Below are 22,546 nucleotides of genomic sequence, written 5' to 3' on the forward strand. Positions count from 1 at the left end.
GCTAATGAGGTGGAGACGGGATTTGAACCCGTGTAGACGGCTTTGCAGGCCGTTGCCTCGCCTCTCGGCCACTCCACCACGCAGGGGCCGGAACCCCCACTCCGAGCGGACGACGAGATTCGAACTCGCGACCCTCACCTTGGCAAGGTGATGCTCTACCAACTGAGCCACGTCCGCAGGTGTCGTTTCTCCGGGGCGCTTCCGCGTCCCGGCGACGTGTTGAACTCTAGCGGATTCCGCAGCCAGCTCAAATTCCGTTTGCGCAGGGTGCTCCTTCCGTTTCCGCAGCGTGCCGCCCTGCCCGCGGCCGGAAGCCCCTCCCGCCGCGTCCCCGGGACCACCGCCCTAGACTCGCAACCGTGTACGACCTGCCCCCTCTGGCTCGCTTCGGCGGCCTCGTCGCCACCGGTCTCCGCGAGGTGACCAGCGACCCCGCGGCCCTGGACTCCGAGGGCTTCTGGGCGGTGGTCGCCGACTTCGAGGGCGGCCTGGTCTGTGCCCGCTTCGAGGACGTACGACCCGAGCCCGTCCCGGCGCCCGGCCGCTGGCGCGGCCCCGCCCCCGAGGACTGGACCTCGTCGCTGGACCGCGCCGCCTACACCGAGGGCGTACGGCGCATCCGGCGGCGCATCGCGGCGGGGGAGGTGTACCAGGCGAACCTGTGCCGGGTGCTGACCGCGCCGCTGCCCGACCCCGACCGCGCCGACGTGGACCAGCTGAGCGCGCTGCTGGCCCTGGGCAACCCCGCCCCGTACGCCGGCACCGTCCGCCTGCCGGACCACGGCGTCGAGGTCGCCACGGCCTCGCCCGAGCTCTTCCTGCGGCGCGCCGGGCGGACCGTCGAGTCCGGGCCGATCAAGGGCACCGGGCGCGAGGCGGCGGACCTGCTGGAGAAGGACCACGCCGAGAACGTGATGATCGTGGACCTGGTCCGCAACGACCTGGGGCGGGTCTGCGCCACCGGCTCGGTGACCGTGCCCGCCCTGTGCGCGATCGAAGAGCACCCCGGACTGGTCCACCTCGTGTCCACCGTGCGCGGCGAACTGGCGGCCGGCGCGGGCTGGCCCGAGCTGTTCGCGGCCGCCTTTCCGCCCGGCTCCGTCACCGGAGCGCCCAAGTCCAGCGCGCTGCGCGTCATCGAGGAGCTCGAGACGGCGCCCCGCGGCCCGTACTGCGGCGGCGTCGGCTGGGTGGACGCGGACCGGGGCACCGGCGAGCTGGCGGTCGGGATACGCACCTTCTGGATCGACCGCGCGGCCGCCGGCGGCCCCGTGCTGCGCTTCGGTACCGGAGCGGGCATCACCTGGGGCTCCGACCCGGAGCGCGAATGGGACGAAACCGAACTCAAGGCCGCCCGACTGCTCTCCGTGGCGTCGGGCGCGCCCCAGCCGACGGGAGGCACCGCACGATGACACTCGCCATCTGGCTCGACGGTTCGCTGAGGGAGGCGGACAGCGCGCGGGTGTCCGTCCTCGACCATGGGCTGACGGTCGGCGACGGGGTCTTCGAGACGGTCAAGGCAGTCGACGGACAGGCCTTCGCGCTCACCCGCCATCTGCACCGGCTGGCCGGCTCGGCCCGCGGCCTGGGGCTGCCGGAACCGGACCTGGACGAGGTGCGGCGCGCCTGCGCGGCGGTGCTGGAGGCCGGCCCGGTGCCGCTCGGCCGGCTGCGGATCACCTACACGGGAGGGGTCTCACCGCTCGGCTCCGACCGGGGCACGGCGGGACCGACGCTGGTCGTCGCGCTCGTCGAGACCGAGCGGCGGCCCGATACGACCGCGGTGATCACCGTCCCGTGGACCCGCAACGAGCGCGGGGCGCTGGCCGGGCTGAAGACCACCTCGTACGGCGAGAACGTCGTGGCGCTCGCCCGCGCGCGGGAGCGCGGCGCGAGCGAGGCGCTGTTCGCCAACACCCTCGGGCGGCTGTGCGAGGGCACGGGGTCCAACGTCTTCGTGGTCCTCGACGGGGAGCTGCACACCCCGCCGCTCGCCTCCGGCTGCCTCGCCGGCATCACCCGGCAGCTCGTGCTCGACTGGGTGGGCGCCAAGGAGACGGATCTGCCGTTCGACGTGCTGGAACGGGCGGAGGAGATCTTCCTGACCTCCACCACCCGGGACGTCCAGGCGCTCCACCGGCTGGACGAGCGGCCGCTGCCCGGCGCGCCCGGCCCCGTCACCGCGCGGGCGATGCGGATCTTCGCCGAGCGGGCGGCCGACGACCTCGACCCCTGAAAAACCTGGTGACGACCGCCCGCAGGGCAGGTAGAACACCATCGTGACCACTACCCTGCGGCCCACCGGGCCGGAACAGCGCACCGAGAACGGCGGGCGGGCCCGCTCGTACGAGGTGACCGTCAACGGCCGCCCCATCGGCTCCCTCCAGCTCGCCACCGACGAGCGGCTGGGCGCGGATGTCGGGCGGATAGAGCGGCTGGACATCGACGCGCCGGACCGGCACCGCGGCCGCGGCACGGTCGCCGCGCTGGCCGCCGAGGAGGTGCTGCGCGGCTGGGGCTGCACGCAGGTGGCGGTGAGCATCCCGGCAGAGGCCACGGCCGGGCTCGGGCTCGCGGGGGCGCTCGGCTTCGGCGAGCGCAGCCGCAACATGGTCAAGGAGCTGACCGAGGCTCCCGAGCTGCCGCCGGGCAGCGAGGTACGGCCCATGGGGGAGGCGGAGTACCCGGCCTGGCTCGAGCACGAGCGGGCGGACTACATCCGCGACTGGCTGGAGCGCGGGGTGTCCGAGGAGGCGGCCCGGGCCAAGGCCGACGCCGAGTACCCCACCCTCCTGCCGGACGGCCCCGCGACGCCGGGCGCCCTGCTGCGCGTCCTCGCCCATCGTGGCACGGACGTGGGCACCATATGGGTCTCGCTGCGCCCGGGGGAGTCCCCGGAGGCGTACGTCTTCTCGGTGCTGGTCGCCGAGGAGTACCGCGGCCACGGCCACGGCCGCACCCTCATGCTGGCCGCCGAGCGAGACGCCCTGGAGGCGGGGGCCCGCGCGATCGGGCTGCACGTCTTCGGCGGCAACACCCCGGCCCTGCGGCTGTACGAGTCGCTCGGCTACCGGTCGACCCAGTACCACCTCTACAAGCGGCTGCTCTGACGCCGCGGCCGCGCTGACCGCGCGGCTGCTCCGGCCCCCGGGCCCCGGCTCAGCCGGCGAGCAGCCGGTCGGCGATCTCCTCGACGCGTTCGCGCAGCCCCTCCTGGCTCTTCCCGCCGTCGAGCCGCTCCCCGCCGATCACATACGTCGGGGTGCCGGTCACCCCGATCGCCTTGCCCTCGGCCTGGTCCGCGTCCACGATCAGGATGTGCCGGCCGTCGATCAGCGCGGTGTCCATCTCCTCGGCGTCCAGGCCCAGCTCCCGGGCGACCTCCACCAGCACCACCTCGCCGCGCGAGGCCAGCTCCTCGGCCCGGGCCAGGACGGCCTCGGCGTACGGCCAGCCCCGGCCCTGCACGATGGCCTCCTCGAGGGCCTGGGCGGCGGCGTGGGCGTGCTGGTGGCGCTCCAGCGGGAAGTGCCGTATCCGGATCTCCAGGGCGTCGCCGTAGCGGGCGCGCAGCGCGTCCAGGTCGGTCTGCGCGGTACGGCAGTCGGGGCACTGGAGCTCGCACCACACATCCAGCACGACGGGCTGGGGGCGGCCGGGGCCGGCCCCTTCACCGGGGCCGGGGGACGGAGAGGGCTGGGGGTCGCTCATGGGGCCAGTCTTCCAGCCGGAGCCGGGTCCTCCGAATCCGGACCGCGACATCGGGCCCCGGCGGCCTCGCCTCGCGGGCTCCTCCCCGGCGGCCTCGCCCCCGGGGAGGAGCGCTGCCCGGAGATGTCCCTGATCCTTCTCCCCGGCACGGCCCTCATGCCGTCGCGAGGGTGCACGATGGGAACTCGGCACCCGATCGGCAGGAGGACCCGATGCTGCTGACTGACACGGTCTGCGCCGCGGCATCCGCGGCGGGCCTCGCTGTCGCCTTCGTGACGGCGTACCGCAGGCGTTTCCTGGCCGCGACCCGTATCGCCGGCTACGCCCTGCTGCCGGTGGGCCTGGCGATGACGGGCGTCCTGGACTGGGTCGCCGACCTGGTCTTCAAGCCGGCCGTCTGGCTGGGCTTCGGGGTGCTCGGCCTGTCCTGGCTGCTGCTCGCGGTGAGCCGCGCGGTGGAGCGCCGCCGGGGCGGCGGCACCCGCGAGGAGCGGCGCGCGGCGGCGGAGCGGGGCGGGGCCCCCGCGCTGGGCGCCGGCGGCGGTACCCGCGGGCCCGGGCGGACCAGGGGAGCGACCAAGTCCGGAGCCAGCTCGGGCACGGACGACTTCTCGGATATCGAGGCCATTCTCAAAAAGCACGGAATCTGACGCTCAACCGGTCAATTACGGCTCCCCGGCCGCGGGCATGGTTCCCCTGCGCCATGATCTTCCGCGAGATGCCGCACACACCCGGGGAGCGATCCCCTATCGAAACACCCCCCGCACCGCCGAGCGAGGAGCCGCGTGGCTGTCTCTTCGCCCTCTCCCAGCCCCCGCTGATGCTCTTCCTCGCGTTCGTGGGCACCCTGCTGTTCGTCACCGCCCTCCACGACCTCCACCGGTGGTGAGCGCCCATCGCCGGGCGCTCAGCCGGCGGCCTCCCGGCGCCGGGCGCGGTAGGCGGCCACATGCAGACGATTGCCGCAGGTGCGGCTGTCGCAGTAGCGGCGCGAGCGGTTGCGCGAGAGGTCGACGAAGGCGTACCCGCAGTCCGGCGCCTCGCAGCGGCGCAGCCGCCCCCGCTCGCCCGCCTCCAGGAGGAACACCAGCGCCATGCCGCCGTCGGCGGCGAGGTGGTCGGCCAGCGACGCCCCAGGAGCGAAGTAGTGCACATGCCAGTCGTAGCCGTCGTGGTCGGTGAGCCGGGGCGTGGTGCCCGCCGCGGCGACCATCGCGTTGAGCAGCTCGGCGGCGCGCCGGGTGTCGGGCGCGGCGAAGACCTCGGCGAACCGGGCGCGCACCGCCCGCACGGCCACCAGGTCCCGCTCCTCGAGCGTGCCGACGTCGCTGATGGCGTGGTGCGCCACGAAGCGGCGCAGCGCGTCGACGTCTGTCAGGCCGTCCGGGCCGTCGCCCTCGGGGGTGGTGTTCACCAGGGCGACGACCGCGTCGAGCGCGCACCGGGTGTCGTGGTTGATCAGCACGGTTGGCTCCCTGGCCGGCCGGATCGGAGGCTGCACTCGCCTGCCCTTCGATCTGACCGACTCTAGCGGCGTTCCCGACACGGCGTTCCCGACACCGCGTTCCCCACACGGCGGTGCCGCCGCCGCGTTCCCGACACGGCGGTGCCGCCGCCGCGGACGGCTCCGCGGCGACGGCACCGTCGCCTGCCTATGACGTTGTCGGTATGTCACTGCCTTCATGCCGCGGCCGGGCTCGCGCCGTCTCCCCGAGTCGGACGGCCGCGCGCTCAGCTCTCTCCGGGTCTCAGCTCTCCGCCAGGATGTGGGAGAGCTCCGTGTCGAGGTCGAAATGACGGTGTTCGGTGCCGGGTGGCACCGCGGCGTCGGTCCGCTTCAGGAACGACTCCAGGGCCCGCGCCGGGGCTTCGAGCAGAGCCTCTCCCTCCGGGGAGCTCAGGGCGATGCAGACGACGCCCTGCCCATGGCTGCGGGACGGCCACACGCGGACGTCGCCGGTGCCCGTGGGCCGGTGCAGGCCCTCGGCGAGCAGGTCGCGGGCGAAGACCCATTCGACCGTCTCTTCGGCTCCGGTGTGGAAGGTGGCGTGCACGGCGTAGGGATCGGCCGTGTCGTACCGCAGGCCCGCGGGTACAGGCAGTGAGGACTCGCTCGACACAACGAGGCGCAGGTGCAGCTCGCAGCTGACCGTGGTGTTCATAAGCGCCAGGGCCTTTCGCTCAGTGTGCGCTCGGGGATTCGCACGTCGGCGAAATCGACATGCCACCTACGGTGCCGTTGTAAACCCCTCTGCCCGTTTTGTGGTCCTTCCAGTAGCTCTAGCAGCGCAGTCTCCGGGTGGTCGGTACCGCCATTCCGGTGAACGGTTTTCGATCAGGTAGGTTGGGTCACATGAACGCGGAGAGTGACGAGCGGCAGGGGGTCACCGAGCCGGCGGCCCCGGGGCCCGCGGCGGGGGAGGGCGCTGCCGAGGAGCCGGCGCTCGGCTCGCGGGCGCCGCAGTTCATCCAGAGGTCCCGGGCGCTCCACCTGAGCTGGCAGGTCGGGGTGTTCATCGTCGGGCTCGCGGTGGTGGTCGTCGGCATCATCATGCTGCCGCTGCCCGGCCCCGGGTGGCTGGTGATCTTCGCCGGCATGGCGATCTGGGCGACCGAGTTCGTCTGGGCCCAGCTGGTGCTGCGCTGGACCAAGCGCAAGGTCACCGAGGCGGCGCAGCGCGCCCTCGACCCCCGGGTGCGCAAGCGCAACCTCATCCTGACCACGATCGCCGCGGTGATCTGCGCCGCGGCGGTGGCGGTGTACGTGGTGAAGTTCGGCCTCGTCATGCCGTGGAAGATCAAGGAGTGACGGCCGGGGGTGGCCGGCCCTGAGCCGGCCGTGGTCGGGGGCATGGTTCGGCATGCGCTAATGTTGGGCGTGCGCCAGGGCGATTAGCTCAGTGGGAGAGCGCTTCGTTCACACCGAAGAGGTCACTGGTTCGAACCCAGTATCGCCCACCCTGGACCGAGGGCCCGGAGGCTTCATGCCTCCGGGCCCTCGGTGTTTTCGCGCCCCGTCCTGACCGGACGGGGCGCTTTTGGTGAAGCGCTTCGAATTGATTCTGCCCGAACCGTTGACGTCCGGGGGAGACGTTCATAACTTAGCCCGGCAAGCGCTTTCCTAAAACGTTTCAAGGCTCGTTGGGCAGTCGGACGACCTGCCCGGGAGGGGCGTCTCATGAGTGCTCGATGGGTGCGGAGGAGCGGAAGACTGCGGGCGGCCGCGGTGGGCCTGCTCGCGCTGGGGCTGCTGGCCTCGGGATGCGGGGGCGGCAGCGGTGGCTCCGGCGACGGCACGGTGACCATCCGCTACTCCTGGTGGGGGGCGAAGGACCGCGCCGAGATGATCCAGAAGACGGTCGAGCTGTTCGAGAAGAAGTACCCGAACATCAAGGTGAAGACGGACTTCGCCGAGTACGCCGACTTCTGGAGCAAGTTCAACACCCAGGCGGCGGGCGGCAACCCGCCCGACGTGTTCCAGAACTCGGTCGCGTTCCTGCGCAAGTACGGCGAGAAGAACATCCTGCTCGACCTGAACCAGCAGGTGAAGGCCGGAAACCTCAGCATGAAGGACTTCCGGGCCGGGCTGGAGAAGGCCGGCGAGGTGGACGGCAAGCTCTACGGCGTGCCCGTCGGCGCCAACACCTTCGCGCTGTTCTACGACCCCACCGAGTTCAAGAAGGCCGGGGTGACCCCCAAGGACGGCTGGACCTGGGACGAGTTCTTCTCCGCCGCCCAGAAGGTCAGCAAGAACGGGGACGGCCTCTACGGCGCCGGCGACAACGCCGGGGTGATGTACCTCTACGACCTGTATCTGCGCCAGGAGGGCAAGGCCTTCTTCACCGAGGACAAGAAGCTCGGCTTCACCGAGGACGACCTCAAGAAATGGTGGGGCGACTGGTACGGCAGGAACAAGGACGGCGTACTGGTCCCGGCCAAGAAGGCCGAGCAGGTCAAGCCCAAGGCCACGATCAGCGCCGACCTCGCCGCCGCCGAGTTCACCTGGGACAACTTCCTGGTCCGCTTCGCGGCCGAGACCAAGACCGATCTCGACCTCGGCCCGATCCCGACCCTGGACGGGAAGAAGACCGGGCAGTACCTCTCCTCCCTGATGCTGAGCGGCTCCGCCCGCACCCAGCACCCCAAGGAAGTCGCGAAGTTCATCGACTTCATGACCCACGACCCCGAGGTCGGCAAGATCATGGGCTACAACCGCGGGGTGCTGCCCACCAACGCGCAGTACGAGGCGTTCAAGCCCACCGGAGTGAACGCCAAGATCGCCAAGTACGAGGAGAGCGTCACCGACAAGCTGGAACCGATCACTCCGCACCCGGCCGGCGCGGATGTCGCGGAGGCCGCCTTCCTGCGCATCTACGGCCAGGTCGCGCAGGGCAAGACCTCGGTGGACGACGCCGTCGACCAGTTCTTCAGCGAGGCGAAGACCGCGCTCGGCTCCTGAGGAGAGCTCCGTGACCCCTACCAAGACCTCCGCGGCGGACGATCTCGGACGCAAGGATCCCGCACCGCGGGAGGCCAGGGCCCCGAAAGCCGCCCCCGCCGCCGCCCTCGCGCGGCGGCGGGGGCGCCGGGAGACGCTGGCCGGCTATCTGTTCCTGACGCCGTGGTGCGTCGGGATCCTGCTGCTCACCCTCGGCCCGATGCTCGTCTCGCTCTACCTGGCGTTCACCGACTACAACCTCTTCGACTCGCCCACGTGGGTGGGCCTGAAGAACTTCCGGGAGATGTTCCAGGACGACCGGTGGTGGACCTCGGTCGACGTGACGCTGAAGTACGTCCTGATCGGCACCCCGCTGAAGCTGCTGGTCGCCCTCGGCGTGGCGCTGCTGCTGGTCAAGCCGCGCAAGGGGCAGGGCTTCTACCGCTCGGCCTTCTACGCCCCGTCCCTGATCGGCGCCAGCGTCAGCATTGGCATCGTGTGGCGGTCGGTCTTCCAGGACGACGCGATCGTCGACAAGTCGATGAGTCTCTTCGGCTGGGACGTCGGCGGCTGGATCGGCGACCCGGACTGGATGCTGCCCACCCTCGTGACCCTCACCGTCTGGCAGTTCGGCGCCCCGATGGTGATCTTCCTCGCCGGACTGAAGCAGGTCCCGCGCGAGCTGTACGAGGCCGCGGAGATGGACGGCGCGGGGCGGTGGCGGCGGTTCCGTTCCATCACCCTGCCGATGATTTCCCCGGTGCTGTTCTTCAATCTGCTGCTGGAACTCATCCACTCGTTCCAGGTCTTCACCTCGGCGGTGGTCATCGGCGGCACCGGAGGCTCCGGCGCGGGCGGTCCGGCCGACTCGCTGCTGGTCTACACCTGGTACCTGTACGAGCAGGGCTTCCGCAACCTGCGCATGGGCTACGCCTCCGCGATGGCGTGGATGCTGATGCTGGGCATCGGCCTGGTGACGGTGGTGCTGTTCAAGACCCAGCGCGGCTGGGTGCACTACGAGGAGGATGCCCGGTGACGGCGCTGACGAGTACGGCTCGGCGCAGGGTGCGGTCCGTGGGGTGGCACGTGGGGGCGCTCGCGCTGCTGGCCGTGATCCTCTACCCCGTGGTGTGGGTGATCGGCGCCTCGTTCAAGCCCGGCGACAAGATCGTCGGCAGTCTGCAGCTGTTGCCCACCGACCCCATCACCGACAACTACCGGCGGCTGTCGGAGGGCATCGCCGACATCCCGATCTCCAGCTTCTTCTACAACTCGCTGTTCATCTCGGTGGGTTCGGTGATCGGAGTGCTGTTCTCCTGCTCCCTGGCGGCCTACGCGTTCGCCAGGATCCGCTTCGCGGGGCGCAACCTGCTGTTCTCGGCCATGATCGCGACGCTGCTGCTGCCCTTCCAGGTGCTGATCATTCCGCAGTACGTGCTGTTTCAGAAGCTGGAACTGATCAACACCTTCGTGCCGCTGCTGCTCGGCAAGTACCTGGCCGTGGACGCCTTCTTCGTCTTCCTGATGATGCAGTTCATGCGCAATCTCCCCAAGGAGCTGGACGAGGCGGCCCGCATCGACGGCTGCGGCCATCTGCGCATCTACTGGAACATCGTGCTCCCGCTGTGCCGTCCGGCCCTGATCACCAGCGCGATCTTCAGCTTCATCTGGTCCTGGAACGACTTCATCGGACCGCTGCTGTATCTGAACACCCCGGACAAGTACACGGTCTCGCTCGGCCTGAAGATGTTCATCGACCAGGACACCGTCGCCGACTACGGCGGCATGGTCGCCATGTCGCTGGTGGCGCTGGCGCCGGTGCTGCTGTTCTTCCTCGCCTTCCAGCGCTATCTGGTCGAGGGCGCGGCGACCTCCGGGCTCAAGGGCTGAGGGGCGGCGCCATGGACGTACGGGAGGCGAGCGCACGGCCGCGGGCCGGGCGGCGGGCGGCGCGGCGGGAGTCACGGCTGTTCCTGTTCTCCGCGTTCGCGGAGTCCCTGCTGACCGGGGTGTGGGTGGTGCTCGCCGCCCTGCCCGCGGTCACCCTGCTGCCCGCCTTCGCGGCCGGGTGCGCGCATCTGCGCCGCCACCTGGACGGGGAGCGCGCCACCTGGCGGGACTTCCTCGCCGGACTGCGGGAGGCCACGCGCGCCGGCTGGCGGTTCTCGCTCCTGTGGTGGGCGGCGCTCGCCCTGCTCGCCTTCGATCTGCGGGTGGCCCGCTCCGGGGCGCTGCCCGGCGGGCCCGCGCTGATCGCCGTGAGCGTGGCGGGGACGCTCACGGTGATCGTGCTCGGGCTGCGCACGGCCGCCCAGTGGCGGCCGGGCCTCGGCTGGTCCGCCGTGGCCCGGGCCGCCGCCCGCCGCGGCCTCGGCGCCGACCTGGGCGGTTCGCTGCTGCTCGCCGGCGGGCTCGCGGTGGTCACCGTCGCCGCCTGGCAACTGCTGCCGCTGGTCGCGCCCGCCGTGGGAGCCCTGGCGGCCTGCGCCGTCGCGGTCGACCGCCGCCGCGGGCCCGCGGCGGCGAGCGAAGCGGAGCCGCGGCCCGCCCGCGGCTGACGGCGGCCCGGCGGCCGTAGACGGGTCCGGGCCCACCCCCGCGATCCCTCGCCCAGCTCCATGTCATGAACCTGACCCCCGTTGGTAGGTTCGGGCATGTCTCCGACTACTGCCGCTACTTCAACGCCACCAAGGCCGAGCAGAAGGCCCGCTACGGAACGGACTTCGGCTCCCTGCTGCTCTTCCAGGGCCACTCGCGGCTCGACGCGTACGCGGGGGCGCGGCTGAAGGACGAGGCGCTCATCAAGCGGGCGTGGCGGAAGTTCTCCGAGGGCGACGGCTACCCCGACGCCACGACGAGCTGGAAGACGGTCGAGCTGGCGGGGCCCGACGTGCTGGAGCCCGGTGTCGAGGCCGCCTGGGTGTCCACCAACTCCACCGCCCAGTACGGGCTGGCCGCGATCCAGAACCTCGCGCTGATCGGCGACAAGCTGCCGGGCTGACCGGCACCCGGGCGGCCCGCCGCGCCCCGGCCCCCGCCGCGCCCCGGCGGGCCGTCGTCGGGGCGATGGCGGGCGGCGCGGGCGGGCCGTCCGGGCGGTGGCGGCCTGTCCGCAGGGTGGCGGCCCGTCGGGGGCGGGGCCGTCGCAGACTGGAGGGATGGACTGGTGCCGCTACCGCTTCCACAGCCACTGGGACCTCGACGCCCCGCCCGCCGCCGTCTACCGGCTGCTCGCGGCGGGAGACGACTATCCGCTGTGGTGGCCACAGGTCCGCGAGGCGGTCCGGTCCGACGAGCGGACCGGCACCGCCCGCTTCCGCTCCCTGATCCCGTACGACCTGGTCATCACCGTCCGCGAGGCGCGCCAGGACCCGGCGGCCGGGGTGCTGGAGCTGGCCATGTCCGGCGACCTGGAGGGGTGGGCGCGCTGGACCGTGACGGCGCGCGGCACCGGCGCGCGCGCCGTCTTCGACCAGGAGGTGGTGGTCCGCAAGCCGCTTCTGCGCCGGTTCGCGCTCCCCGGCCGCCCCCTCTTCCGCCTCAACCACGCGCTGATGATGCGGAGCGGGCTGCGGGGCCTGCGGGCGCACCTGGCCACGCCGCCGTCCGGCGCGTATCCGGTTTGAACGAGACCCCTCGCGACCTGTATTGTTCACGTCGTTCCACCGGGGAGCACCCCACCGGGACCCCGGGGCGATTAGCTCAGTGGGAGAGCGTTCACACCGAAGAGGTCACTGGTTCGAACCCAGTATCGCCCACCCCCTCGAGGCCGGGCCGCCAGCAGGCGGCCCGGCCTCGACGCGTACCGGCGGGGCGCCCGGGGCCCGGAGCGCCCTGGGCCGAGGAAAGCATGCGTGCCGTCCCCGAAGGCGGGTAGCCGGAGATATCGCCGGATACGCGAACGGGAGGGAACTCATGGCCGCCGTGGAAACCACCGTCCTGGCCCTGGACTGCGCCGAGCCCGAAGCGCTCGCGGAGTTCTACGCGACCCTGCTCGGCGCGGAGATCCAGGCGATGACCAACGCGGACCGGATCGAAATCGTCGCGAAGAGCGGGGCACGGATGGCCTTCCTCCGCGACCACGGCTTCGCCCCGCCGAGCTGGCCCCGCCCGGACGACTCGCAACAGGCCCACCTCGAACTGATCGTGGCCCAGGGCGACATGGACGCCGCCGAGCGGCAGGTCATCGACCTGGGGGCGCGGCCGCTCGACACCAAGCACAACGGCGGCCCGCGCGACGTCCGCCTCTACTCGGACCCGGCGGGCCACCCCTTCTCGCTGCGCTGCGCCTGACGGCGCGGACCCCCGCGCTGCCCGGCGGTGCGAACGTCAGCGCGACCGCTCGACGGCGTCCTCGTTCGCGTCGGCACTCGGCGTCATCGGGTCGCCGCCCTTGCCGCCGGCCGCCTGGTTCCCGCGCTCGTCCTCGGTCGCCGTCTGCGCCTCCTCGGCCTCCTCCGTCAGCTCCTCGGCCGCCGTGTCGGCCTTGTGGCGGTGCTCGCCCATGCCGGCTCCTCTTCCGCGTCGGCCGGGGCCCGGCCGGGCCCCGGGGGAGATACGAACGCCGCGGCGGGTATCCCGGCGCGCCGCGGCCAAACACCAGGCCGCGGGAGGCGCACGACACGGCGCCGCCCCCCTACGCCGCCGCGGGCAGCTCCGGCCGCAGCGGCCAGGCCGGGTCGCAGGTCTCCTGCGAGCCGTTGAGCGCGAACCACGCCTGCAGCCCGCGGGCCTGCGCCGCGTACCACGCCGTCTGCCGGTCGTGGAGCTCCGCGGGCGTCATGGTCCCCAGACGGGAGGTGAAACGGCGGCCGACCGCCCGCACCACTTCCAGGGCGGCCGTGGCGTCCGCCGCCGCGTCATGGGCCCCCGTCAACTCCACGCCGTAGTGGGCGCACAGGTCGGTGAGCGTGCGGCGGCCCTTGCGGTAGCGGTCGAGGTGCTTGTCCAGCACCCGGGGGTCCAGGACGAACAGCGAGCGCAGCGAGACGTACGAGGACAGGCTCGAATTGCGGTGCCGCCGCAACTCCCGGTCCAACAGGGTCAGATCGAACGGCGCGTTCATCACCACCACCGGGGTGCCCCGCGCCGCCTGCTCGGCGAGCGCCCGCGCCACCTCGTCCATCACCGGGGCGGGCCACCTGCCGTGCCGCTGGAGATGCGCGTCGGTCAGCCCGTGTATCGCGGTGGCCGCCTCCGGCACCGGTATCCCCGGGCTCACCAGCCAGCGCCTGACCTCCGGAAGGCTTCCGGCCCCGCGCTGGACCACCAGCGCCGCCGACACGATCCGGTCCCGCTCGACGTCGATCCCCGTGGTCTCCGTGTCGAATGCGGCGAGAGGCCCCTCGAACCAGGACGGCATGGCCTCAACTCCTCGTGCTCGCTCACCGAATGGCTCCTACGACCCCGCCCCACCTGGTGATACCCGGGAAGAGTGGCTCGAACCGCCGCCGTTTGCCGGGGTCCTGACGCGGAGACAACATCTGTGAAGTAACCGGCAATACCCGGAAGGCGCTCGACGACATGGCGCTCGCGCAGCCCGACCCGGCCACGCCGGCGAGCAGTCTGCTGCCCGAGCGGATCGCACCGCCGCGAGGCTCCCTCGCCACCACCGCCTGCATGGAGACCCTGCAGGTCGGCTATCTGCACGCGGTCGCGGCGGCGGCCGGCTGCTCCCTGGCGCAGCCCTTCCCCGACCACGGCATCGACTGGCACGTGAGCCACAGCGCGCGCGGACACGCCGTCGACGACGAAGTGACGATCAAGGTGCAGCTCAAGGCCACCTACCAGATCGCCCCCCACCCGCCCGGGCCGACCTTCTCCTTCACCCTCGACAACGACCACCTGGTCAAGCTGGCCCGCAGCCCGGTCTCGGTCCACAAGATCCTCGTCGTGATGATCGTGCCGCGCGCCCGGGACGACTGGCTGCGGGCCGGCCACGACCGCCTCGCGCTGCGCCACTGCTGCTACTGGATCAATCTGGCCGGCCATCCCGTCACGGGCAGCCGCCGGACCACCGTGCGGATCCCGACCTCGCGGATCTTCGACGACCGCGCGCTCTGCGAGATCATGACCCGGGTCGGGGCGGGAGGGAGACCCTGATGGACCGGTACCGCCCGACCGACGAGCCCGCCCCCGCCCCGCCCGTCCCCTCCCCGGACGAGGTGGACCCCGTCGTGCTCGGCGCCCTGCTGGCCCGCCACGGCTGGCGGCGGCGCGGGGGAGCGGCGGGGCGGTACGCGCGCTGGACACCGCCGGGCGACCCGGGCGGCGGCACGGGCGGCGGCAGGAGCGGCGGCACGAGCCTGCTGGTGCCCGAGAGCCGGGAGTTCCCCGACAGCGGCGACCTGCTCGGCGAGGCGGTGACCGCGCTGGCCCGCAGCGCCGCCCCGTCCGCCCGCGAGGTGCTGATCGGCCTGGCCGTGCCCAGCGACGAGATCCGCTGGCGGCGCGAGGTGCCCGAGCCCCGGTCGGGCGCCGCCGCCTGGAGCGCGCAGGAGCGGCTGAGCGCTGCCGCCCGCGCCACGCTGCTGGCCGGCGCGCTGGCCGCCCGGGGGCGGGCGGGCTACTACGGGGCACGGCACCGCCGCGAGGCCGAGGCGTCCCTGGAGCACATCCTGGTCGGACCGCCCGGCCCGGGCGGGCGCGAGCTGACCGTCTTCGTGCCGGTGGAGCACGGGCGGGCCGTCACCGGGACGCTGCTGCGCGCGCTGCACGCGCTGCGCGACGCCGTGGACTACCAGCGGACCACCGGCGGGCAGGAGGCCTTCGACACCGCCGTGGAGGCGGGGGTGAGCCGCGAGCTGACCGAGGCGGTGGTGTCCCTCGTCGAGGGGACGGAGGGGGCCCGGGTGGCGCTGGAGTGGTCGCCCGGGGCCGGCCCGCCACCCGGCGTCGCGGCCCGGCCCGAGCCCGTGGACTTCAGCCCCGGCGACCTGCCGGCCCTGCGGGAGGCCGGGGTCCGTTACGTACGCTCCGAGCCGGCTGTGCCGGTGCGGGTCACCGGCGCGGTGGTACGGCTGCGGCGCACCGGCCCGGGCGGCCCCGGGACGGTCCGACTGCGGGTGCTCACCGGCGCCGATGTGGCGCAGGTGCGGGTCGCGCTGGGGGAGGACGACTACCGGATCGCCGTCCACGCCCACCTGGTGGGGCTGCCGATCCGGGTGAGCGGCAGGCTGGAGAGCCGGGGCGGATTCCGCCGGATCACCGGGGCCAGGGACGTCACGCCGGTGCGGGTCGACGAGGCGGACCGGGACCGGCTGCTGAAGTCGCTGCGGGAGCACCTGGACGGCGCGGACTGCTTCGAGGAGCCGTGCGGCGGGCCCTAGCCAGGAGGAGCACGGCGACGGATGCCCGGCGTGATCCACAAGACGCCCCCTGGCCCTGACCCCGGCCGCCGGGCTCACCCACGGCGGTGATCGCCCTCCTTAACCGTTTCGCGGTCCGGCCCTCCGGCTCGGTACGATTCACGCTGCGCAGCAATCGCTGCCCGAGTGACCCCATCAGTCAGGAGAGACCGGTGTCAGACGTCCGTGTGATCATCCAACGCGATTCCGAGCGGGAAGAGCGCGTGGTGACCACGGGCACCACGGCGGCGGACCTCTTCGACGGCGACCGCTCGATCGTCGCCGCCCGCGTCGCCGGGCAGCTGAAGGACCTGGCGTACGAGGTCGCCGAGGGCGACGAGGTCGAGCCGGTCGAGATCACCAGCCAGGACGGCCTGGACATCCTGCGCCACTCCACCGCGCATGTCATGGCGCAGGCCGTGCAGGAGCTCTTCCCGGAGGCCAAGCTCGGCATCGGCCCGCCGATCAAGGACGGGTTCTACTACGACTTCGACGTCGAGACCCCCTTCCACCCGGACGATCTCAAGCGCATCGAGAAGAAGATGCAGGAGATCATCAAGCGGGGCCAGAAGTTCTCCCGCCGCCCCGTCACGGACGAGGCCGCGCGTGAGGAGCTGGCGGCGGAGCCGTACAAGCTGGAGCTGATCGGGCTCAAGGGGTCGGCCGCGGATGCCGCCGAGGGCGCGTCCGCCGAGGTCGGCGCCGGTGAGCTGACCATCTACGACAACCTCGACGCGAAGAGCGGCGAGCTGTGCTGGCGCGACCTGTGCCGGGGGCCGCACCTGCCGACCACCCGGAACATCCCGGCGTTCAAGCTGATGCGCAGCGCCGCCGCGTACTGGCGGGGCAGTGAGCGCAACCCGCAGCTCCAGCGGATCTACGGCACCGCCTGGCCGACCAAGGACGAGCTCAAGGCGTATCTGGACTTCCTGGTCGAGGCCGAGAAGCGCGACCACCGCAAGCTGGGCGCCGAGCTGGACCTGTTCTCCTTCCCCGATGAGCTGGGCTCGGGCCTGGCGGTGTTCCACCCCAAGGGCGGGATCATCCGCCGGGAGATGGAGGCGTACTCGCGCAAGCGCCACGAGGACGCCGACTACGAGTTCGTCAACACCCCGCACATCACCAAGGCCAAGCTCTTCGAGACCTCGGGGCACCTGCCGCACTACATGGAGGGCATGTTCCCCCCCATGGAGTTCGAGGGGCAGGACTACTACCTCAAGGCCATGAACTGCCCGATGCACAACCTGATCTTCAAGGCGCGCGGGCGTTCCTACCGTGAGCTGCCGCTGCGGCTGTTCGAGTTCGGCACGGTCTACCGGTACGAGAAGTCCGGCGTCGTCCACGGCCTCACCCGGGCCCGCGGCTTCACCCAGGATGACTCGCACATCTACTGCACCCGGGAGCAGGCGCCCGACGAGCTGGACTCGCTGCTCACCTTTGTGCTGGACCTGCTCCGCGACTACGGCCTGAGCGACTTCTACCTGGAGCTGTCCACCCGGGACGACAGCGACAAGTTCATCGGGTCCGACGAGCAGTGGGCCGAGGCCACTGAGATGCTGCGGCAGGCCGCCCAGAAGCAGGGCCTGGAGCTGGTCATGGACCCGGGCGGCGCGGCCTACTACGGGCCCAAGATCTCGGTCCAGGCGAAGGACGCGATCGGCCGGACCTGGCAGATGTCGACCATCCAGGTGGACTTCAACCAGCCCGCCCGGTTCGAGCTGGAGTACACCGCGGCGGACGGCTCGCGGCAGCAGCCGATCATGATCCACCGCGCTCTGTTCGGCAGCATCGAGCGCTTCTTCGCGGTGCTGCTGGAGCACTACGCGGGCGCCTTCCCGGTCTGGCTCGCGCCGGTCCAGGCGGTCGGCATCCCGATCGGCGACAGCCATGTGCCGTACCTGGCGGAGTTCGCCGCCAAGGCCAAGGCGAAGGGGCTGCGGGTCGAGGTGGACTCGTCCTCGGACCGGATGCAGAAGAAGATCCGCAACGCTCAGCGCGCCAAGACTCCGTTCATGGTCATCGCCGGTGACGACGACATGGCGGCCGGAGCGGTCAGCTTCCGCTACCGGGACGGCTCGCAGAAGAACGGCATCCCCATCGACGAGGCCATCGCTGAGATCGTCGACGCCGTGGAGCGCCGGATCCAGGTGTGATGTGATCCCCGCTGATGCGGGGGTGATCCGGACCTTTGCCGTGGCCCGCACCTGCTGACCACGTGCTCTCCACCTCTGTGGGGTTTCGAGGGGCGGTCCCGCACGGGGTCGCCCCTCACCGCATCCTCCGCCGCCTCGGACGAATATGCTGGCCCGCATGACGAGTGAGCCGGAGCAGCAGATCGGAGTGGGGACGCCCGACGCGTTCCAGCGCCTGTGGACCCCCCACCGGATGGCGTACATCCAAGGCGAGAACAAGCCCACCGGCCCGGGTGCCGGGGACGGCTGCCCCTTCTGCTCCATCCCGGAGAAGTCCGACGAGGACGGGCTGATCCTGGCCCGGGGCCGGCACGTCTACGCCGTGCTCAACCTGTACCCGTACAACGGCGGACACCTCATGGTGGTCCCCTTCCGGCACGTCGCCGACTACACCGAGCTGGACGCCGACGAGACGGTCGAGCTGGCGGAGTTCACCAAGGCCGCCATGGTCGCGCTGCGTACCGCGTCGGGTGCGCACGGCTTCAACATCGGCATGAACCAGGGCGCCACCGCGGGCGCCGGAATCGCCGCCCACCTCCACCAGCACGTGGTGCCCCGCTGGGGCGGGGACACCAACTTCATGCCCGTCGTCGGTCACACCAAGGTGCTGCCCCAACTGCTGGCCGACACCCGCCGGATGATCGCCGACGCCTGGCCGCGGCCGTAACCGGGGCCCGCCCCTCGGGGCAGCCCCGCGCGGCCGACCGAGGTCCCGGCCGCCCGGCCGGGACCGGCGCCGCTCACGCGTCGTAGAGGTCGGCCTTCTTCGGGGCCACGTCCTGCACCTGGCCGCTGAGCGCCAGCGAGCGGCTGCCGAAGCGCTCGGTGTCCACGCCGTGGTGCTTGAGCACGCCGATCGCCGCCTCGTGGACCACGCGCAGCACGGGGGTGGCGGCGCGCAGCGCGTCGTCCGCCATGAAGCGGTGCCGCCACGGCTTGTCCGCCCAGGCGTGGCGCAGGCCGAACGGCTCGGGCAGGACCAGCTTCCCGCCCAGGTGGTCCAGCAGCGGCGGGTACCAGGTGAAGGGGGCGCGGACGGCCAGCCGCACCACTTCCTTCGCGTCCACGAGCGGCAGCGGGACCGACTTGGTCTCCCAGAACTTGAAGGTCTTGCTGACCGTCTTGGAGGGCTTGGAGGGCTTGGTGGTGAACAGGGGGTGCACCGGGCCGAGCGCGTGGCCGGTGACCTCGATCCGCAGCGTCTTGTGCAGCAGGGTCACCGTGACCAGCAGCGTGATCACCAACTGGCCGTCCCAGAGGACGAACTGCACGCCCAGGTAGTGCCGGTCGCCGGGGCCGAAATGGTTCTCGTCGCAGATCCTCTGCAGCTCGACGCCCTTTATCTGGAAGCCTTCCTCCTCCGAAGTGCCGCCGCGCGCCACCGACTTGGCGCCCTCCGCGATCGGCGAGACCACCCAGTGGCGCACCGAGGGGGTGGGGAAGCCGCCGGTGTGCAGCGGGGTGCGCTCCAGCAGCCGAAGCTGGTCGTGGATCGCGCGTATCACGTCCCAGCTGCGGAAGGGGTCGATCTCCTTGCCCGGGTCGGCCGACACCAGGTCCTCGGCGAGCTGCCAGCTGCCCCAGCGGGTGCCCATGCCGAGTATGCCCTTGGGGCCGGCGTAGAAGACGACATTGCTGTACTGCTCGGCGGTGAGCTTGTGCAGCGCCTTGCGCAGGTCCTCGGCCGACTTCTGGCCGGGGTGGTTCGGCACCGTCTCGGGCACCTTGGCGCCGATCCCGCCGCCCGTGAGGAGGCCTTCCCAGCACTCCCGCAGATGCTTGGCCGTGCGCTCGCTGATCTGCTTGGCCACGTACCACCCGACGATGGGGGCGACGACCACGCCGCGCAGATAGATCCCCCAGAAGCCGTGGAAGGGGAGCTTGATCAGGAAGATGGCGGTCAGCACGGCGAGCCCCACCAGGAAGACGGTGCCCAGCGCCCCCATCCGCTTGTCCTGGGCCCCGGCGATGGTGCGCCGCAGCTGGAAGGCGCCGAGCCACAGCAGCACCCCGGGGAGGAAGAGCAGCCCGAAGATCACCATGACGGCGGTGAGCCGGGCGTCCCTCGTCTTGCGGATGCGGTTGGCCGCGAGGCAGTGCTCGACCACCGTCTGCGGCTCCATGCCGAAGGACTGGATCACCTGGCCCCGGCCGCCGCCCAGCATCCGCAGCTGCACCGCGCGCGAGAAGGCCTCGCCCAGGTTGGGCTCGAACAGGGAGATCTTCGGTGGCTTGACCTCGGAGACCGTCCACTCCGAGTTGGCGTCGAGCAGCTTGGCCACCGGGCTGTCGCGGTAGGCGGCCGAGGCGAGCGCCTGCGTCACCTCGGTCTGCCCTGCCGCGCCGGAGAGCGGGACCTGCGCCCCCGGGCTGAAGTCGAATCCGTCCGCCGTCACCAACGCCCCCAATACCGCATGCCGCTTGAGCTGCGACCTCAGCGTATCGGGGGTGTGCCGTCCCTGTCGCCAGGGCGTCGCTCCCTGTGGAAAACCCTCACACCGGGCGCCGCGCCCCGGTGACGGCCGCCCGCCCCACGCGAGTTGGGGCGGGCGCCCGGCGAACGGGGCTCAGGCCTCGGCCTGTTCCCGGATCCGGTCGGCCAGCTGTGCGGGCATCGGCTCGTGCCGGGCGTACGAGCGGCTGAACCGCCCGGTGCCGTGCGACAGCGACCGCAGGTCGACCGCGTACCGGCCGATCTCGATCTCCGGCACCTCGGCCCGGATCAGGGTCTGGCCGCCGCCCGACTGCTCGGTGCCCACGACCCGGCCGCGCCGCCCCGACAGATCACTCATCACCGCCCCGACGTACTCGTCGGCCACCAGCACCGACACCTCGACCACCGGCTCCAGCAGGTGGATCCGGGTGTCGGCGGCCGCCTCCCGCAGCGCCAGCGCGCCCGCCGTCTGGAAGGCGGCGTCGGAGGAGTCCACCGAGTGCGCCTTGCCGTCCAGCAGGGTCACCCGCACATCGACCAGGGGATAGCCCGCGGCCACCCCCCGCGCCGCCTGCGCGCGCACGCCCTTCTCCACCGACGGGATGAACTGCCGGGGCACCGCCCCGCCGACGACCTTGTCCACGAACTCGATGCCGGAGCCCTCGGGCAGCGGCTCCACCTCGATCTCGCAGATCGCGTACTGTCCGTGCCCGCCCGACTGCTTGACGTGCCGCCCGCGCCCGGCCGACCTGGCGCCGAACGTCTCGCGCAGCGACACCCGGTACGGCTCCGCGTCCACCTGCACGCCGTACCGGGAGCGCAGCCGCTCCAGCGCGACGTCCATATGGGCCTCGCCCAGGCACCACAGCACCACCTGGTGGGTGTCCTGGTTCTGCTCCAGGCGCATCGTCGGGTCCTCGGCGACCAGCCGCCCGAGCCCCTGCGACAGCTTGTCCTCGTCCGCCTTGCTGTGCGCCCGGATCGCGACGGGCAGCAGCGGATCGGGCATCTCCCAGGGCTCCATGAGCAGCGGCCGGTCCCTGGCCGAGAGGGTGTCCCCGGTCTCGGCACGGCTCAGCTTGGCCACGCACGCCAGATCGCCCGCGATGGCCTGGTTCAGCATGTGCTGCGCCTTGCCGAAGGGCGTGGTCAGGGCGCCCACCCGCTCGTCCACGTCGTGGTCCTCGTGGCCGCGGTCCTCCAGCCCGTGCCCGGACACATGCACGGTCTCGTCCGGGCGCAGCGTTCCGGAGAAGACCCGCACCAGCGAGATCCGGCCGACATACGGGTCCGAGGAGGTCTTGACGACCTCGGCGGCCAGCGGGCCCTCGGGGTCGCAGGTCAGCCGCGGGCAGGGCTTGCCCTCCGGGGTGGTGACGGTGGGCGCCTCCCGTTCCAGGGGGGTCGGGAAGCCGCCGGTGATCAGCTCGAGCAGCTCGGTGGTGCCCAAGCCCTGCTTGGAGCCCTCGGCGGCGGGCGCCGCCGCCAGCACCGGGTGGAAGGAGCCGCGTGCCACGGCCTTCTCCAGGTCCCCGATGAGCGTCTTGAGGTCGATCTCCTCGCCGCCGAGGTAGCGGTCCATGAGGGTCTCGTCCTCGCTCTCGGAGATGATCCCCTCGATCAGCCGGTTGCGGGCCTCCTCGATCAGCGGCAGTTGGTCGGGCGAGGGCGCCGCCTCGGTCCGTACGCCCGAGGCGTAGTCGTACACCCGCTGCGAGAGCAGGCCGATCAGGCCGGTCACGGGAGCGTGGCCGTCCGGGGTGGGCTCACCGCGCAGCGGCAGGTAGAGCGGCAGCACCGCGTCGGGGTCCTCGCCGCCGAAGGTCTCCCGGCACAGCTCCGTCATCTCCTCGAAGGAGGCGCGCGCCGCCTCCAGGTGCGTGATGACCAGGGCGCGCGGCATCCCGACCGCCGCGCACTCGTCCCACACCATGCGGGTCGCGCCGGCGATGCCCACGGCGTCCTGGGACGCCGAGACGACGAAGAGGGCCGCGTCCGCCGCCCGCAGACCGGCCCTCAGCTCCCCGACGAAGTCGGCGTACCCCGGGGTGTCCAGTAGGTTGATCTTCACCCCGCCCCATGCGACGGGGACGAGGGACAGCTGGACCGAGCGCTGCTGCCGGTGCTCGATCTCGTCGTAGTCGGACAGACAGCCCCCGTCCTCGACCCGGCCCGGCCGGTTGATCGCTCCGGTCGCCAGCGCGAGGGCCTCCACCAGCGTCGTCTTTCCGGACCCGCTGTGGCCGACCAGCACCACGTTCCGCACGGAGCTGGGCCGGTCGGCCGTCGCTGCCCTGCCGGCGGCCCCTGATTGCGTGCTCGTCTTGTCGCCCATGTCTCGCCTCCAGGTCGACACCTGCGATACTTCGAGCTTTCCACCGAGGTCATGGTGCGTCCATACGTCGCACATCCGGGTGTCTGCCCG

23 protein-coding genes, 4 tRNA genes and 1 pseudogene are annotated in these 22,546 nt (G+C 72.0%); 19 read left to right on the forward strand and 9 right to left on the reverse strand.

Annotated features, from left to right (window positions below; genetic code table 11):
• Positions 1-7: 7 nt before the first annotated feature.
• Together BBH68_RS26525 and BBH68_RS26530 are read right to left on the reverse strand one after the other, a co-directional pair.
• Positions 8-78, reverse strand: a tRNA-Cys gene (locus BBH68_RS26525).
• Positions 79-104: 26 nt separating this feature from the next.
• A tRNA-Gly gene (locus BBH68_RS26530) sits at positions 105-177 on the reverse strand.
• A gap of 182 nt (positions 178-359) precedes the next feature.
• Here BBH68_RS26530 and BBH68_RS26535 point away from each other — a divergent pair.
• Genes BBH68_RS26535 through BBH68_RS26545 form a run of 3 tightly spaced genes read left to right on the forward strand, consistent with a single transcriptional unit; the run spans position 360 to position 3,110 of the window.
• On the forward strand, positions 360-1,412 hold the full coding sequence (locus BBH68_RS26535) for a chorismate-binding protein (protein WP_065966069.1): 1,053 nt from the start codon (positions 360-362) through the stop codon (positions 1,410-1,412).
• Positions 1,409-2,236: an aminotransferase class IV gene (locus BBH68_RS26540; RefSeq protein ID WP_065966072.1), complete on the forward strand. Its 828-nt coding sequence runs from the start codon at positions 1,409-1,411 to the stop codon at positions 2,234-2,236. The genes BBH68_RS26535 and BBH68_RS26540 overlap by 4 nt, the downstream gene beginning before the upstream one ends.
• A gap of 43 nt (positions 2,237-2,279) precedes the next feature.
• A complete protein-coding gene (locus tag BBH68_RS26545) occupies positions 2,280-3,110 on the forward strand; it encodes a GNAT family N-acetyltransferase (RefSeq protein WP_065966073.1) in 831 nt (276 codons plus the stop codon).
• Between the two features lie 49 nt (positions 3,111-3,159).
• Here BBH68_RS26545 and BBH68_RS26550 read toward each other — a convergent pair whose 3' ends face one another.
• Complete coding sequence (locus BBH68_RS26550) at positions 3,160-3,711, reverse strand: DsbA family protein (protein WP_065966075.1); 552 nt, start codon at positions 3,709-3,711, stop codon at positions 3,160-3,162.
• 215 nt (positions 3,712-3,926) lie between these two features.
• On the opposite strand from BBH68_RS26550, the gene BBH68_RS26555 reads away from it, so the two are divergent.
• Together BBH68_RS26555 and BBH68_RS42125 are read left to right on the forward strand one after the other, a co-directional pair.
• Positions 3,927-4,361: a hypothetical protein gene (locus BBH68_RS26555; protein ID WP_065966188.1), complete on the forward strand. Its 435-nt coding sequence runs from the start codon at positions 3,927-3,929 to the stop codon at positions 4,359-4,361.
• A gap of 68 nt (positions 4,362-4,429) precedes the next feature.
• Positions 4,430-4,600: a hypothetical protein gene (locus BBH68_RS42125; RefSeq protein ID WP_170066600.1), complete on the forward strand. Its 171-nt coding sequence runs from the start codon at positions 4,430-4,432 to the stop codon at positions 4,598-4,600.
• Positions 4,601-4,618: 18 nt separating this feature from the next.
• On the opposite strand, the gene BBH68_RS26565 is transcribed toward BBH68_RS42125, so the two are convergent.
• On the reverse strand, positions 4,619-5,176 hold the full coding sequence (locus BBH68_RS26565) for a CGNR zinc finger domain-containing protein (protein WP_065966077.1): 558 nt from the start codon (positions 5,174-5,176) through the stop codon (positions 4,619-4,621).
• A 283-nt stretch (positions 5,177-5,459) separates the two neighbouring features.
• Entirely contained in the window at positions 5,460-5,873 is a 414-nt protein-coding gene (locus BBH68_RS26570) for an SsgA family sporulation/cell division regulator (RefSeq protein ID WP_003959770.1), read from the reverse strand.
• Positions 5,874-6,064: 191 nt separating this feature from the next.
• Between BBH68_RS26570 and BBH68_RS26575 the strand changes: the two genes are divergently transcribed.
• The 10 genes and pseudogenes from BBH68_RS26575 to BBH68_RS26620 all read left to right on the forward strand — a co-directional run bounded on the left by BBH68_RS26575 (position 6,065) and on the right by BBH68_RS26620 (position 12,442).
• Positions 6,065-6,520, forward strand: a complete 456-nt coding sequence (locus BBH68_RS26575; RefSeq protein ID WP_065966078.1) for a TIGR02611 family protein — start codon at positions 6,065-6,067, stop codon at positions 6,518-6,520.
• A 77-nt stretch (positions 6,521-6,597) separates the two neighbouring features.
• A tRNA-Val gene (locus BBH68_RS26580) sits at positions 6,598-6,669 on the forward strand.
• 220 nt (positions 6,670-6,889) lie between these two features.
• Positions 6,890-8,170: an ABC transporter substrate-binding protein gene (locus BBH68_RS26585; RefSeq protein WP_065966079.1), complete on the forward strand. Its 1,281-nt coding sequence runs from the start codon at positions 6,890-6,892 to the stop codon at positions 8,168-8,170.
• Between the two features lie 10 nt (positions 8,171-8,180).
• Complete coding sequence (locus BBH68_RS26590; protein WP_065966081.1) at positions 8,181-9,185, forward strand: carbohydrate ABC transporter permease; 1,005 nt, start codon at positions 8,181-8,183, stop codon at positions 9,183-9,185.
• A 29-nt stretch (positions 9,186-9,214) separates the two neighbouring features.
• Positions 9,215-10,039: a carbohydrate ABC transporter permease gene (locus BBH68_RS26595; RefSeq protein ID WP_425428852.1), complete on the forward strand. Its 825-nt coding sequence runs from the start codon at positions 9,215-9,217 to the stop codon at positions 10,037-10,039.
• Positions 10,040-10,050: 11 nt separating this feature from the next.
• Positions 10,051-10,707, forward strand: coding sequence for a hypothetical protein (locus tag BBH68_RS26600; protein ID WP_065966085.1), 657 nt, complete (start codon positions 10,051-10,053; stop codon positions 10,705-10,707).
• A gap of 104 nt (positions 10,708-10,811) precedes the next feature.
• Positions 10,812-11,150, forward strand: a pseudogene (locus tag BBH68_RS26605) (exo-rhamnogalacturonan lyase family protein); the annotation flags it as partial.
• Positions 11,151-11,307: 157 nt separating this feature from the next.
• Complete coding sequence (locus tag BBH68_RS26610; RefSeq protein ID WP_065966089.1) at positions 11,308-11,775, forward strand: SRPBCC family protein; 468 nt, start codon at positions 11,308-11,310, stop codon at positions 11,773-11,775.
• A gap of 65 nt (positions 11,776-11,840) precedes the next feature.
• Positions 11,841-11,907 (forward strand) — tRNA-OTHER (locus tag BBH68_RS26615).
• A gap of 157 nt (positions 11,908-12,064) precedes the next feature.
• A complete protein-coding gene (locus tag BBH68_RS26620) occupies positions 12,065-12,442 on the forward strand; it encodes a VOC family protein (RefSeq protein WP_065966091.1) in 378 nt (125 codons plus the stop codon).
• 36 nt (positions 12,443-12,478) lie between these two features.
• On the opposite strand, the gene BBH68_RS42130 is transcribed toward BBH68_RS26620, so the two are convergent.
• Complete coding sequence (locus tag BBH68_RS42130) at positions 12,479-12,655, reverse strand: hypothetical protein (RefSeq protein ID WP_158080284.1); 177 nt, start codon at positions 12,653-12,655, stop codon at positions 12,479-12,481.
• A gap of 130 nt (positions 12,656-12,785) precedes the next feature.
• Positions 12,786-13,511 carry a 3'-5' exonuclease gene (locus tag BBH68_RS26625; protein ID WP_065966093.1) on the reverse strand — a complete coding sequence of 242 codons (726 nt, stop codon included), beginning with the start codon at positions 13,509-13,511 and terminating at the stop codon, positions 12,786-12,788.
• 161 nt (positions 13,512-13,672) lie between these two features.
• Here BBH68_RS26625 and BBH68_RS26630 point away from each other — a divergent pair, with 161 nt between their 5' ends.
• The 4 genes from BBH68_RS26630 to BBH68_RS26645 all read left to right on the forward strand — a co-directional run bounded on the left by BBH68_RS26630 (position 13,673) and on the right by BBH68_RS26645 (position 18,354).
• Positions 13,673-14,251, forward strand: a complete 579-nt coding sequence (locus BBH68_RS26630) for a DUF4365 domain-containing protein (RefSeq protein WP_065966097.1) — start codon at positions 13,673-13,675, stop codon at positions 14,249-14,251.
• Positions 14,251-15,477, forward strand: coding sequence for a hypothetical protein (locus tag BBH68_RS26635; protein ID WP_065966098.1), 1,227 nt, complete (start codon positions 14,251-14,253; stop codon positions 15,475-15,477). The genes BBH68_RS26630 and BBH68_RS26635 overlap by 1 nt, the downstream gene beginning before the upstream one ends.
• A 191-nt stretch (positions 15,478-15,668) precedes the next feature.
• The gene (gene thrS, locus BBH68_RS26640; RefSeq protein ID WP_065966100.1) at positions 15,669-17,648 is read left to right on the forward strand and encodes a threonine--tRNA ligase; all 1,980 of its coding nucleotides are present in this window, start codon (positions 15,669-15,671) and stop codon (positions 17,646-17,648) included.
• Between the two features lie 145 nt (positions 17,649-17,793).
• Positions 17,794-18,354 carry an HIT family protein gene (locus tag BBH68_RS26645; protein WP_065966106.1) on the forward strand — a complete coding sequence of 187 codons (561 nt, stop codon included), beginning with the start codon at positions 17,794-17,796 and terminating at the stop codon, positions 18,352-18,354.
• 73 nt (positions 18,355-18,427) lie between these two features.
• On the opposite strand, the gene BBH68_RS26650 is transcribed toward BBH68_RS26645, so the two are convergent.
• Positions 18,428-20,083, reverse strand: coding sequence for a hypothetical protein (locus tag BBH68_RS26650; protein WP_065966190.1), 1,656 nt, complete (start codon positions 20,081-20,083; stop codon positions 18,428-18,430).
• A gap of 171 nt (positions 20,084-20,254) precedes the next feature.
• Positions 20,255-22,456 carry an elongation factor G-like protein EF-G2 gene (locus BBH68_RS26655; RefSeq protein WP_065966108.1) on the reverse strand — a complete coding sequence of 734 codons (2,202 nt, stop codon included), beginning with the start codon at positions 22,454-22,456 and terminating at the stop codon, positions 20,255-20,257.
• Positions 22,457-22,546 lie beyond the last annotated feature (90 nt).

The organism is Streptomyces sparsogenes, assembly GCF_001704635.1.
GTDB lineage: Bacteria > Actinomycetota > Actinomycetes > Streptomycetales > Streptomycetaceae > Streptomyces > Streptomyces sparsogenes.